The organism is Polynucleobacter sp. MWH-UH2A (assembly GCF_018687195.1).
Lineage (GTDB): Bacteria > Pseudomonadota > Gammaproteobacteria > Burkholderiales > Burkholderiaceae > Polynucleobacter.
In genome coordinates, this window is the sequence record NZ_CP061321.1 from 1,227,201 (window position 1) to 1,240,822 (window position 13,622).

The window sequence follows — 13,622 nt, forward strand, 5'->3', positions numbered from 1 at the left end:
CATTGGCGAAAGCCATTAAAAATAAGCGCATCTATGTGCTTATAAGGCTAAGGAACTAGATACCTTCCGAGCGCCTGCGCCATGCGAACCATGGCAAACAACCCGATGGGCATACCCCGTCGGGTTTTTTAATGTCAAAAGAATAAGACCTTAAAAGGTAATGCGGCTGACACCCGTTGCATTGCTTACTAAAAGCACATTGGCCTTTTCTTTAGCAAACAAACCAACAGTAATCACGCCTGCGATTTGATTGATCTGGGATTCCATCTGAATTGGGTTAGCAATCCGCAAGCCAGCCACATCCAAGATCCAACCTCCGTTATCAGTGACAAAAGGCTCACTTGGTGTTTGGCCTAGATCAGCGCGCGTAGACTTAGATGAACGCAAGCTAACCGTACCCCCAAGCTTTTCTAATTCACGGGTAACCCCCCCTTTAGCTAGGGGAATGATTTCTACAGGCAAAGCAAAGTTACCGAGTACGGGAACCTGTTTTGAGGCATCGCAAATACAAATAAATTGCTTAGCCATTGAGGCGATAATTTTTTCACGGGTAAGCGCTCCGCCACCGCCTTTAATCATGTTGCCTTTGGGATCAATCTCATCGGCACCATCAACATAAGCAGGCAAACCTTGAACCTCATTTGGATCAAGCACTTTAAAGCCATGCTTAAGCAGCCTCTCGGTAGTTGCATTTGAACTAGATACAGTGCCGGCAAAGTGATCTTTATGTGGAGCTAAGGCATCAATAAAGCAATTGGCAGTAGAGCCTGTGCCTACACCCAGAATCTGACCTACGGGCAACTTGAGTACCTCGTCACGGGCAGCCTCACCCACCATTTGCTTGAGTTGATCCTGATTCATATATCCGCCATTTACTGGAACATCGTATTTAATGCATCTATCATATGATATTCAAGATATTGACCCTGCAAATTCCCTTATGAACAGCACCTCAGCCCCAAGCCAACTAGAGCAACTGAAAAAATTCACTACGGTAGTGGCAGATACCGGAGACTTTGAGCGGATGCAGGCTTTTCAGCCGCAGGATGCAACCACTAACCCTTCGCTCATTCTGAAGGCGGCCCAACAAAGCAACTATCAATCTTTGGTTCAGTCAGTTAAGTCTGCTCATCCAGGCATGAGTGCCACCGATTTAGTCGATTACATCTTAGTCGCATTTGGTTTGGAGATTCTGAAGATTGTTCCTGGTCGCGTATCTACTGAAGTAGATGCACGCCTTTCGTTTGACACCAAAGCAACCGTTGCTAAGGCTAAACATTTAATTGCCCTTTATGCATCGCATGGCATCGATCGCAAGCGCATCCTAATTAAGCTTGCTGGCACATGGGAAGGCATTGCTGCCGCAAAAGAACTGGAGGCATCAGGTATCCATTGCAATATGACCCTACTCTTTTCACTGGTCCAAGCTGCTGCATGTGGTGCCGCTAACGCAAAACTCATTTCCCCATTTGTTGGGCGTATTACAGATTGGTACAAAGCAAAATTAGGAAGTAATTGGAGTGATGCCAACAACGGTGGCGCCAACGACCCGGGCGTTACATCCGTCAAGCGAATCTTTCATTACTACAAGCACTTTGGTATTTCCACAGAGATCATGGGTGCCAGCTTTCGTAATACCAGCCAGATCCTGGAACTTGCAGGCTGCGACCTTTTAACTATTAGCCCTGAGCTATTGGCTGAACTCAGTGGAAATACTGGCGCAATAAGCAAGAAATTAGATGCGGCTAATGCCCAAGGTGCGCTGAGCGCTGAAAACATAACGCCACTCAAGCTAGATGAATCAAGTTTCCGATTGCAATTGAATAATGATGCAATGGCAACCGAGAAATTAGCTGAAGGTATCCGTAATTTCTGTGTAGATACCGAAAAACTGGAAGCTTTGCTAGCAAACTAATTTGCTAGCGTCTTACTTCTTGGCGGTATTGATGCCTAATAGGCTATAAGCTCCACAGTAGCCAAGCATTCCAGTTAATAGAGGCAGGATGCCAATCCATGCCCAAGGCCCAGTAATTCCGAAGCCTGCTAAACCCATTAGCGTGACGCCAACAGTCATGCGAAGAACGCGATCGGTGTGACCTATATTGCATTTCATATTGAGCTCCTTGTGTCTTGCTACTTAGTTACTTAACTGCTTTAACCTGGCGTTGTCTGAGCGCCTCATATAAGCATACGCCACTAGCTACTGATACATTCAAACTTGACACTACTCCTTGCATGGGGATGCGCACTAGCTCATCGCAAGTTTCGCGAGTCAGGCGGCGCATGCCCTCACCTTCAGCGCCCATCACAATTGCAACGGAACCTGTTAAATCAATGTCATAAATCGATTTTTCAGCTTCATCGTCAGTACCGATGAGCCAGACACCCGCCTCTTGCATTTCTTTCATGCTACGGACAAGATTGGTCACGGTAATCACTGGCATCACTTCAGATGCGCCACTAGAGACCTTACTCACCGTAGCATTGATCGAGGCAGAGCGATCTTTTGGAATAACAACTGCATTGACGCCTGCACCATCAGCAACACGCAGGCAAGCGCCAAAGTTATGGGGATCAGTGATGCCATCTAGCACCAAAAACAACGGTTTTTCTTTGCTGCCCTCAACATCTTCAACAACTTCAGTAATGGTACGAGCCATGGTCATCTTTTCTGCCAAAGCAACAACGCCTTGGTGACGATCATGGCCGGTTAACTTATGGAGTCGCTCAGCATCTGCTGCATGCAAACGCTCGCCCAAAATTTCTTCGGCCTGCTTTAAAAAATCTCCCATGCGTCGATCGCGACGAGTTGGATCAAAGTACACTGACTTCAAACTATCGGGATCAACTCGCAAACGCGCTTGAACCGCATGAAATCCTACTAATATCTGTTTCATCTTCTATTACTCTATTTACGTCTGGCTCTAGTATTACGCACTGGTGGTTTGGAGCTAGTTGCTTTACCAGCAGACCTGCTTGGTTTGCCGCTCTTTCGACTGGCCTTGCTTTTGGACTGAGTTGCGCTTAATGTGCCCGCCGATTTTGCTGCGTTGACATTTACCCCGCCCGATTTTTGAGGTGATTTATGAGACGGCCTACTCTTTGTAGAGGCAGCCTTCTTATTTGGTCTGCCAGTATCAGCGGCTAGCAGGGTTTGGCGTCGGCCTGATGAACCACCTAAATCAGCACTGGACGCTTTAACAAGACTGAATTCAATTTTACGAGCATCAAGGTCAACACGGCTTACTAAGACATACACTCGGTCACCCAAACGATAACGAATACCAGTGCGTTCACCACGTAACTCTTGACGGGCTTCATCGTATTGGAAGTAATCGCCGCCCAATTCCGTGACGTGCACCATCCCTTCAACAAAGAGATTCTCTAGTTGAACAAACAAACCAAAGCCAGCAACACTCGTAACTGTGCCAGCGTATTCTTGGCCTAGATGGTCCCGCATGTAGTAACACTTTAACCATGCCTCAACATCACGAGAGGCTTCATCAGCACGGCGCTCATTCGATGAACAGTGCACTCCTAACTGACCCCAAATCGGCAGAGCGGCATTTGCACCCTTGGGCACTTTTGCGCCCTTTGCCCCTTTTGCTTCACCTGCCTTAGCATCGCTTTGGGATTTTTTAGCATTGACCGCATTCTCCCTACCTTTGCCCTTACGCGGTAAGGTTAGGTTTAGAGGAACCTTAGGTGGCAATACTGGTACATAAGGTTTTTTCTGCAAGATCGACTTAATGACACGGTGGGTCAGTAAGTCTGGATAGCGACGAATCGGGCTTGTGAAATGAGAGTACGCTGGATAAGCCAAACCAAAGTGGCCTTCATTATCCGGCTGATACATCGCTTGCTGCATCGAACGCAGCACGACTGATTGCAGCATGTTGGCATCAGGACGGTCTTTAATCTCGCGCATCAATTTTGCAAAGTCTTTTGGCTTAGGTTTCTCGCCGCCACCCAATGACAGACCTGATGTTCTGAGCACTTGACGTAAAGTCATCAACTTCTCTTCAGAAGGTTCGCCATGTACACGATAGAGACTTAAATGCTTATTCTTTTCAATGAAATCCGCGGCACAAACGTTTGCCGTAAGCATGCACTCCTCAATTAAGCGGTGCGCATCATTTCGAATACGAGGCTCGATTCGTAAAATCTTTCCAAGCTCATTGCTAATAATTTGTGTCTCAGTGGTTTCAAACTCAATGGCACCACGCTTTTCACGAGCGTCCAAGAGAATCTTGAATAAAGAGTAGAGATTGGTTAATAGTGGACGGAATTGCGCAAAACGTGCAGCTTCAGGACCCTTACTATTTGAAAGAATCTCCCAAACAGTGTCATAGGTAAATCGCTGTGCTGAATGCATGACTGCTGGATAGAACTGGTAAGCCAAGACAACACCGTTGTTATCCACTACCGAATCACACACCATACATAGACGATCTACGCCTGGATTAAGCGAGCACAATCCATTGGAAATCTTTTCAGGCAACATGGGAATAACGCGCCTTGGAAAATATACCGAGGTGGCACGCAATAGCCCCTCATCATCTAGAGGTTGCCCAGGTTTAACGTAATGAGACACATCAGCAATAGCCACGATCAGACGCCATGCTTTAGTCTTGCCATACATTACTGGCTCGCAGTAGACGGCATCATCAAAGTCTCTAGCATCAGCACCATCAATTGTGACCAATGGGACATCGCGCAAATCGACGCGACCCTCAAGATCCTCTTGGCGAACACTATCCGGTAAGGCAGCAGCCTCTTTCATGGCGGCAGCAGAGAACTCGTGGGGAACGCCATACTTACGTACGGCAATTTCAATCTCCATGCCGGGATCATCAATCTCACCCAGCACCTCAACAACACGCCCTACTGCTTGGCGATAGCTATCCGGATAATCAATAATCTCGACACTAACCACTTGACCCAACTTAGCTTGACCCTGACCTTTAGGCGGAATCAAGATATCGTGACCAATACGCTTATCTTCCGGCGCAACAATGAGTACACCATTTTCATTTAAGAGTCGCCCAATCACCACTTTGTTGACGTGCTGCATTACCTCAACAATCTGCCCTTCTGGGCGACCACGTCGATCAGTGCCGATTACTCTGACATTAACTCGATCACCATGCATGACGCGAGACATCTCTCGCTCAGAGAGAAAAATATCTTCACCACCATCATCGGGGATTACAAATCCAAATCCATCTCGATGCCCTTGAACCGTACCTAAACGATCCGCCTGTCTAGGCATCAAGTCTTTCGCTTTACGCATTTAATTCCTTTGGCAATTCCTGCCTTATTTATATCTACTGATATCTATTATTGTTATGAATAAGGCTACTGTATCAAACCACTGAGTCTGAAGGGAAAAAGCCAAAATGGGTCCCGGGGAAGCCTAAAACGCCCAGCCCTCTATAATGGAGGGATGCCCAGGTGGCGAAATTGGTAGACGCACCAGCTTCAGGTGCTGGCGATCGTAAGGTTGTGGGGGTTCGAGTCCCTTCCTGGGCACCAAACTCTCCCTACAGACCATATATGGGGTCTAATTAAGCAAATACAACCCTTTATTGCTAGTAATTTCGTGAATTCCAACCTCCTCAAGAAGTCCGACGAGAGCAGCAAACACATTAGCTTGTTTGCGGCCACCGCTCTTGGTATTGGAGGCATGATGGGCGCAGGCCTATTCTCCCTATTAGGAACGGCCAGCGCTCATGCAGGCACCCATATTCCATTGGCATTTTTAATCGGAGCCATAGCCGCTTCATTTTCGGTCTACTCCTATGCAAAATTAGGCGCAACTTATCCAAGTAGCGGCGGGGGTGCCACCTTCACTGTGATGAGCTTTGGAGATGGCTTAATTTCAGGTGGCCTAAATATCTTTCAATATATCGCCTACCTTATTGCAGCAGCACTCTACGCAGCAGGGTTTTCTGAATACGCCAATACGATGATTGGTGGCAAGCTCTCCCCATTGGAGGTGAAAGTGGTTGGGGCTGTCATTGTCATTTTGTGTGCAGGTATTAATCTCTTGGGTACTCGTATCGTGGGGCGAGCCGAGACCTTAGCTATCAGCTTTGTAACGATTGCCCTTCTACTATTTTCTGCTGGCGGTATTCACGTAGCCAACCTAAGCCATTTTGAGATGTCAGGCTGGTCTATCAATGGGATTGCACTGGCTGCTGGCATTTTGTACATCAACTACCAAGGCTTTGGAGTAATAACGAATTCGTCAAATGCCATGAAAAGACCACAGCGAGAACTTCCGTTGGCGATGTTCACAGCATTAGGCTTAGTCACGATTGCTTACATACTTGTAAGCACAGCATCAGTGCTCCTACTCACCCCGGCGCAATTTGCTCAATTTAATGGCCACGTGCTTGCCGATGCCGCCCAAATAGTAGACGGCAAACTGGGACTACTGATCATAGGAACTTCGGCATTGCTTGCCTGTGCTGCAGCATTGAATGCAACGATTTTTGCCGCTTCCAATATTGCTGCTGATATGGCGACTAAACGCTCTATCTCTGCAATGCTGGGATCTACCGTTCTTAAGACTCAAACTCGCGCGCTAACCATTTCTTCAATCATTGTGATTGCATTGGTCATCGCTTTTCCACTGGATGTGGTTGGCAAGATGGCTAGCCTATCCTTTTTATTGGTCTATGCTGCCATTACCTTTGGTCATATTCAAGTACGAAATAAAACTGGAGCCAAGCTCTGGCCTTTATGGACGGCCATCACCATTAATTTGGGTTTGTTCATCACCCTATTTATCAATGTGGTCGAAAGTACTCCGGGTAGTGCAATCGCCCTTACCGCAGCACTGATTGGATCCTTTGGGCTTGAAGCACTTTCAAGAAAATATCTTGTTGCTAAGCCTGGCTCTACATCTCACTGACTCATCGTCTTAACTAGCTAGAGCCCCATGGTTCTGTGCAGAATCTTGGGCTTCATTTCTTCCCAAAGACTTTCAAAATCCTCAGTCTTTTCTTCCGAGAGATTTATGGGATCATAGAGATGACCAAATACGATTGAATTTCGTTTTACCAGGGTCTTTTCAAACTCCGTTAGACCAATCGGCTTATCTTCCATATCCCGCGTCAGCTCAGCCGAACAAACAATTGCTTGATCATCATCTTGGTCAACTACAGCAAATTCGATAAATTGCTGCGTCTTCTCAACAATCACTAAAGTGCCTCTAGCATAAGTTACCGCATCATGCTCTTTGACGATGTAGGCTAGAAACTGATCTTCGTCAGCGCGCTCCATCTGTAAATCATCGATAAAGAACAGATACTGACTGCCATCACCATTCACCATAGTAAATACCTTAGGCGTCGCTCCATGCCCTAGAACGATATTGCGGTAATAGCTTGAAACTTCGACAGCGAGATTTTCTGAAAAGAGATGCATATTGGCGTGAACTTTTTCTGTATTTTTTATTTATAAATCAGTGTATAAATTTTATTCGGTACGTGTTTTGATCGAATCAATGATCTTATAAAAGGCGACTGGCTTCACAGCGCTTTGGCCCTTGAATGGCTGATCCGTAATTACCAATAGCGAAATCAAGGCGCCCAATGTCACTGGCAGGATTTTCAGGCCAAAGGCAAAGGAATCAGAGGGCAAGAATAACGTGTTGATCGCCACAAGAGAAAAGATACAAATCAGAATCACAATCCAGAACAAACCAGGCAAGTGGATGCTAGCCCGCTCTATACGAGCCTCCCTACTTTCAGCCACCTCTTCTGACTTTTTAATGATGTCGGTATACATTGCAATTTGACGATTGCTCACAGGCTCAAGCGACATAATTTTGCGAGAGATTCCGCGCCACAGCATATGGGTTTTGCTACTGCCCTGCGCTTTTTCCAAATCAGGCCACTCGTCATTCACGATGGAGTTCATATACTCAAATAGCTCCTTACGAATAACGGCAATGGCCGGGTCTCCATAACGAGTCAGTAAGCGATCTAAGTTATTAATGCGCCCCGCTTCTTGAGACACCAAGGATTGCACTTCGCGTAAATTCATTTGCGCTTGGTTTAAGAGAAAACCGATGAGCAATCCACTCAAGGTAATAATGGATCCAAATAGACTCAATCCTAGGCGAGTACTATCTTGTGACGGAGCCAGCGCCGGAATAGACTGCAGCACCCGAGGGGCGGCATCTAATAAAACCACGAAGAAACAGACCAACAGAATCAGAATCTGAGCATTACTGCGTTTATATATCCAATTAAAGAGCATGAGTAATCCAGTATTGATGAATTCAGATCAGCGATGAAGGTTCTTTTGTAGGAAATCCAGGGTTCTATCCCAGGCTAACTTAGCTGCCTCTGCGTTGTATTGTAGGGGTGGCAAGCCACGAGAATTAGATTTCGGATTAGCAAAAGCATGTTTGGCATCGTAACGATAGAACTCATGATTGACATTCGCTTCTTTTAACTTTGCCTCCAGTTGATCTACCCCAGAAATGGCAAAGAAATCGTCGTGAGTAGCCCAGTGCGCCATCATGGGCTTTGTAATTGCGTTTGCATCCACATACTCTAATGGAGGGTAACCATACCAAACCACTGTGCCATCAAGCTCAGGCACATTGCATGCGGACAATACGGTGAGTGCTCCACCCATACAAAATCCGGTGACCGCGACCTTAGCGCTGCCAGTAGCTTTAAGATATTGCACTGCTCCGCGAATATCCTGACCTGCCGCGTCACCAAAATTGAGGTCGCCCATCAGGTGCTCAGCTTCTTTGGCCTCTAATGCAAGTTTGCCGCGATACAAATCTGGTACGAGTGCGCGATAGCCTGCTGTTGCCAAGCGATCAGCAACGGACTTGACCTCATCATCAAGACCCCACCACTCTTGTATGACGACTACACCAGGAGCGCCTTGTGGCTGAGCAGGCTCAGCTAGGTAGCCTTGAACAGAGTTGCCATCGGGTCTTTTGTACTCAATCATATTGTCTCCTTATGCTTTCGTATGCTTATCTGTATCAGAATGTATATATCCTACCAGCCAAAAAGTTAGCAAACCGCAGACTGCAGCGCCATATCCAACTAGGCTGTAATGCTCCATCTTTCCATCTGGGGTAATAGTCACTATAAGGCCCGCTAGAACAGATGCAATGCCAGAAGCAAGCATCTGTGTTGAGCCCACTAAGCTCATGAAAGCGCCTCTGATCTTTGGTTCAACTAATTGACTTACGATTGCCATTGCTGGAATCATGCGCCCTGAAATTAATATAAAGAACGAGGTAGAGTTGATTAGAACGACCCACAAGGGTACGGGCACTAAATTGGTGGTAACAATCAAGGGAATCAAACTGATGATAGCCAGCACTCTAAACACCCTAACCTTGCCATACTGGTCGGCCATATGACCAATTAATCTTGAGCTCATTAAAGTAGCAACGCCCCCACACAAATAGATGAGAGAGATATATGAATTAGCCACCCCAACATTTGAAGTGAGATACAAGGCTATATAGGGAATAACCGAGAAACCAGTAATCATGATCAAGCCCATAAATAGAAATGCGCGGGCATGTTGATGGGCAATGGCAATCTCATAGATTTGCTTAAAACGATTCCCTTCGTTGACGTGGCCGAGATGGCCAGCAATCTTGGGAATATTGCGATAAGCAATAAACAAAATCACAATAGAAATAATGCCGATGAATAGGAATGGCGCACGCCAGCCTAAGAAGGAGATATGGTTTGCCAGAAATAAACTCAGGGGTACACCAGCAACCGTAGATACCGAGAAAGCCGCCATCACCGTTCCCAAGGCTTTACCTCTACGCTCAAACGGGATGGAATCGGCAACAATGGTTTGCACAAAAGAACCTAGTATTCCCCCGAATGCACCAGCACAAGCACGCGCAATAAATAGCATGTGATAGTTTGGCGCAAACGCACAGGCGACCGTTGCCACAATAAAGCAGACATATAGGCGTAGCAGTAGCTGCCTTCTCTCAAAGCGATCAATGTAATAGGTGGCAAATACTCCCGCTATCGCAGCGGCGAAAGTGTAAGAAGAAAGCAATAAGCCAAACTCGTGGGTGTTAATCGATAGCGCTGTAATGAACTGAGGCCCTAAAGGCATCATGATCATGAAGTCCAAGATATGAGTGAACTGAATTCCGGCAAGCGCAAAGAGAAAAAAACGCTCGCGCTTTGGGGATTCAAATAGAGGGGATGGCTGCTTCAAGGTTTGCTTTACAGGAATTGGTCAATATGACATTATCCCTCTTGATACCAATACTTGCAGGGCTTTCCATGCCACTCCTACCTGAACAGATTGCCAACTCCAGCATCATGGGCCTTCCCCTCATTCCGCTGATTACCGATGTATTTTTTGGTCTTGTTGGAATGGTGGTCGTACTGATATTTCATGGTAGCGGCATTAATCACATCATCATGCGCTTTGAAAAAAGGACTGATGTCAATTTAAACAATGGGCAATACAACCGTGTATTCATCCATTTTTATGCCTCTTTTTTCTTCGTGGCATTAGTACATCTCTGCGAAATTATCCTATGGTGCTTTTACCTGCTGGGTCTTGGTTTAATCGACGATGCAGTTCAAGCGCTGCTATTTGCCGGAAGCTGTTATACAACCGTCGGATTTGTGGCGGATATCTTGCCAGCCGGCTGGAAAAGTCTCGCTTTCTTTATTGCCTTTACTGGCCTGTTTTCTTTGGCCTGGACCACTTCAATCATGATTGGCATGACCAATACGTATAAAGCGGCTTGGAACCTTAAATATGGTCGCAGCAGCTTCAACGACTCTTAATATAGTAGCCATACACGCAACGATTTCCCCCTCTAGATGGGTTATGCGTGTCATAAATCACCCCATTAATCACAGTAGTCAGATGCTTTGATACTTTGACGATCAATGTGCCTGCAGGTAGCTCATCTGGCCTGAGATGCACCTGGCAGCCCGCACCTACTTTCATGGTTGGCACCCAATCAAAGCCATGACTAAGAATGTAGTCATGAAAGACATCTCGATGATTACCATTTCGCGGAGATGAACCTTTGCGGGCAAGATGTCTTGACACCTTGTTATCTCGCTCAAGCGCATAGCTCGCATTTGCTTGGCGCAAGTCTTCATAGACTTGCAGATAAGGAAGTTTGGCAGCAATTGCGATTGACCTGACTACACAGTCACCTGCCCCGCCTTTGAAACCGGCAGCCTCTCTTCCACCATCATGATGCATAAATGGAAAGGTTATATGCGAACGCTGAAAACGCAGGAATGGATTGAGAAAACTAAACATGACTTAACAGGTCTGCGCAATAAAAAATGGATTTGCCTCTCGACAAATCCATTTCATTTGCAAGCGAATGGGGGTTACTTCGCTTGCGCCTTTTTCACTTCCAAGCGCCATGCATGCAAGAGCGGCTCAGTGTAGCCGTTTGGCTGCTCAAGACCCTTGAAAATCAGATCGCTAGCTGCTTTGTAAGCATAAGAATCTTTGTAGTTCGGCATCATTGGCTTGTACAGTGGATCACCTGCGTTCTGGCCATCTACTACCTTGGCCATCCGCTGCAATGTTTCGTTCACCTGATCCGCAGTGACGATGCCATGCAATAACCAGTTAGCGATATGCTGACTAGAAATACGCAAAGTTGCACGGTCTTCCATCAAACCAACGTTATGAATATCAGGAACTTTAGAGCAACCAACACCTTGGTCAATCCAGCGCACTACATAACCCAAGATACCTTGGCAGTTGTTATCCAACTCCTGCTGAATCTCTTCCTTAGACCAATTTGCTTGCTCAGCCACTGGAATAGTTAACAAGTCATTTAGCAAGGCTTCGGCTTCAGCAGCGGTATCCAACTTTTCCATTTCCTTTTGGAGTTCAGCCACGTTTACTTGGTGATAGTGAAGCGCATGCAAGGTAGCCGCTGTTGGTGATGGAACCCAAGCAGTATTTGCACCAGCTTTTGGATGAACAATCTTCTGCTCAACCATCGCCTTCATCATGTCTGGCATTGCCCACATACCCTTACCGATCTGAGCGCGACCACGCAAGCCACAATCCAAACCAGCAAATACGTTACGACGCTCGTAGGCGGACAACCATTTGCTGGTTTTCATATCGCCCTTACGGATCATTGGGCCAGCGTACATAGAAGTATGCATTTCATCGCCGGTACGATCCAAGAAGCCGGTATTAATAAAGGCCACACGTGCGCCAGCCGCTGCAATAGCTGCTTTGATGTTTGCACTCATGCGACGCTCTTCGTCCATGATGCCTAGTTTTACGGTATCTGCTGGTAAGCCCAATAACTTCTCTACACGACCAAAGAGTTCAGCAGCGAAAGCCACTTCTTCTGGGCTATGCATTTTTGGCTTAACAATGTAAACAGAACCTTTACGGGTATTGCCAATAGCTTGGCTTGCTGGACGATTGATGTCGTAGAGCGCGATCAATACCGTTACTACCGCATCCAAAATACCTTCATAAATCTCTTTACCTTCACCAGTCAAAATGGCTGGGTTAGTCATTAAGTGGCCAACGTTGCGGAGGAATAAGAGTGAGCGGCCATGCAAAGTCACTACACCATCTTTGGCATTTACTGCACCAATACCAGCTTTGTACTGGCGATCTGGATTCAGAGTGCGAGTAAAGGTCTTGCCACCCTTACTGACCTCTTCAACCAAGGTGCCCTTCAAAATACCAAGCCAGTTTTCATAGGCGAGTACCTTATCGTCGCCATCCACTGCAGCAATTGAGTCTTCCAAATCCAAAATGGTAGAGAGCGCTGCCTCAAGCACAACATCATTGATGCCTGCTGGATCACCAGCGCCAATGGTTTTGCTCTTATTGATTTCGATATCGATATGAACGCCGTTATTACGTAGGAGCACAGAACTTGGGGCTGCTGCATCGCCTTGGTAGCCTACAAACTGCTTCTCATCTGCAAGGCCGGTAGTGCTGCCATCTTTGAGCTTCACAGACAATTTATTACCATCTACTGTGTACGCTACTGAATCACGATGTGAGCCCTTTGCCAAAGGCGCTGCTTGATCCAAGAAATTACGTGCATAAGCAACTACTTTTGCACCACGAATCGGGTTGTATGCCCCTGCTTTAGTGGCACCATCATCTTCTGAAATAACATCAGTGCCATACAAGGCGTCATATAGAGAACCCCAGCGGGCATTAGCAGCATTCAATGCATAACGTGCATTGAGCACAGGAACAACTAATTGAGGACCTGCTTGTAAAGCTAACTCATCATCAACGTTTTTAGTTGTGCCAGCAACTTTGCCTGGGACTTCATCAAGGTAGCCAATCTCTTTTAAGAATTTGCGATAGGCAGGCATATCTTTAATCGGGCCACGATTAGCTTGATGCCATTTATCTAAATCCAACTGAATGCGGTCACGCTTGGCCAACAATGCTTCATTTTTAGGAGTGAGGTCTTTAACGATTTCATCAAAACCTTTCCAGAAGTCGGCGCTCTTAATGCCGGTTCCAGGAAGCACTTTGTCTTCAATAAAACGATATAAAGGGGTTGCCACTTGAAGGCTATTGCAGATAGTACGCGCAGTCATGTTTAAACCTTAGTTTCTAAT

At 46.4% G+C, this 13,622-nt stretch carries 13 protein-coding genes and 1 tRNA gene; 4 read left to right on the top strand and 10 right to left on the bottom strand.

Translation table 11 applies throughout. The features are described from left to right. Positions 1-150: 150 nt before the first annotated feature. Complete coding sequence (gene rpiA, locus IC571_RS06385; RefSeq protein WP_215315500.1) at positions 151-861, bottom strand: ribose-5-phosphate isomerase RpiA; 711 nt, start codon at positions 859-861, stop codon at positions 151-153. Positions 862-940: 79 nt separating this feature from the next. Here rpiA and tal point away from each other — a divergent pair, with 79 nt between their 5' ends. Continuing rightward, positions 941-1,915 carry a transaldolase gene (gene tal, locus IC571_RS06390; RefSeq protein WP_215315501.1) on the top strand — a complete coding sequence of 325 codons (975 nt, stop codon included), beginning with the start codon at positions 941-943 and terminating at the stop codon, positions 1,913-1,915. Between the two features lie 12 nt (positions 1,916-1,927). Here tal and IC571_RS06395 read toward each other — a convergent pair whose 3' ends face one another. The 3 genes from IC571_RS06395 to rnr are packed head-to-tail and all read right to left on the bottom strand — an operon-like array spanning position 1,928 to position 5,293. Further along, a complete protein-coding gene (locus tag IC571_RS06395) occupies positions 1,928-2,113 on the bottom strand; it encodes a DUF2892 domain-containing protein (protein ID WP_215315502.1) in 186 nt (61 codons plus the stop codon). Between the two features lie 28 nt (positions 2,114-2,141). Beyond that, on the bottom strand, positions 2,142-2,897 hold the full coding sequence (gene rlmB / locus IC571_RS06400; RefSeq protein ID WP_215315503.1) for a 23S rRNA (guanosine(2251)-2'-O)-methyltransferase RlmB: 756 nt from the start codon (positions 2,895-2,897) through the stop codon (positions 2,142-2,144). An 11-nt stretch (positions 2,898-2,908) separates the two neighbouring features. After that, the gene (rnr, locus tag IC571_RS06405) at positions 2,909-5,293 is read right to left on the bottom strand and encodes a ribonuclease R (protein ID WP_215315504.1); all 2,385 of its coding nucleotides are present in this window, start codon (positions 5,291-5,293) and stop codon (positions 2,909-2,911) included. Positions 5,294-5,448: 155 nt separating this feature from the next. Between rnr and IC571_RS06410 the strand changes: the two genes are divergently transcribed. Both IC571_RS06410 and IC571_RS06415 read left to right on the top strand, forming a co-directional pair. Further along, positions 5,449-5,535: transfer RNA gene (locus IC571_RS06410), tRNA-Leu, on the top strand. Between the two features lie 67 nt (positions 5,536-5,602). Further along, complete coding sequence (locus IC571_RS06415; RefSeq protein ID WP_215315505.1) at positions 5,603-6,919, top strand: APC family permease; 1,317 nt, start codon at positions 5,603-5,605, stop codon at positions 6,917-6,919. Between the two features lie 17 nt (positions 6,920-6,936). Here IC571_RS06415 and IC571_RS06420 read toward each other — a convergent pair whose 3' ends face one another. From IC571_RS06420 to IC571_RS06435, 4 genes are read right to left on the bottom strand one after another with little or no spacing between them, the layout of a single operon-like run. Continuing rightward, positions 6,937-7,434, bottom strand: a complete 498-nt coding sequence (locus IC571_RS06420; protein WP_215315506.1) for a hypothetical protein — start codon at positions 7,432-7,434, stop codon at positions 6,937-6,939. Positions 7,435-7,485: 51 nt separating this feature from the next. Further along, positions 7,486-8,271 carry a DUF4239 domain-containing protein gene (locus IC571_RS06425; protein ID WP_215315507.1) on the bottom strand — a complete coding sequence of 262 codons (786 nt, stop codon included), beginning with the start codon at positions 8,269-8,271 and terminating at the stop codon, positions 7,486-7,488. A 27-nt stretch (positions 8,272-8,298) separates the two neighbouring features. After that, complete coding sequence (locus IC571_RS06430) at positions 8,299-8,985, bottom strand: dienelactone hydrolase family protein (protein WP_215315508.1); 687 nt, start codon at positions 8,983-8,985, stop codon at positions 8,299-8,301. A 9-nt stretch (positions 8,986-8,994) separates the two neighbouring features. Further along, the gene (locus IC571_RS06435; protein WP_215315509.1) at positions 8,995-10,236 is read right to left on the bottom strand and encodes an MFS transporter; all 1,242 of its coding nucleotides are present in this window, start codon (positions 10,234-10,236) and stop codon (positions 8,995-8,997) included. Between the two features lie 26 nt (positions 10,237-10,262). Between IC571_RS06435 and IC571_RS06440 the strand changes: the two genes are divergently transcribed. Continuing rightward, positions 10,263-10,820, top strand: a complete 558-nt coding sequence (locus IC571_RS06440; protein ID WP_251373265.1) for a hypothetical protein — start codon at positions 10,263-10,265, stop codon at positions 10,818-10,820. Here IC571_RS06440 and IC571_RS06445 read toward each other — a convergent pair. Further along, a complete protein-coding gene (locus IC571_RS06445) occupies positions 10,807-11,310 on the bottom strand; it encodes a hypothetical protein (protein WP_215315510.1) in 504 nt (167 codons plus the stop codon). The two genes, IC571_RS06440 and IC571_RS06445, sit on opposite strands and share 14 nt — an antisense overlap. 74 nt (positions 11,311-11,384) lie before the next feature. After that, positions 11,385-13,601 carry a malate synthase G gene (locus IC571_RS06450; RefSeq protein ID WP_215315511.1) on the bottom strand — a complete coding sequence of 739 codons (2,217 nt, stop codon included), beginning with the start codon at positions 13,599-13,601 and terminating at the stop codon, positions 11,385-11,387. Positions 13,602-13,622 lie beyond the last annotated feature (21 nt).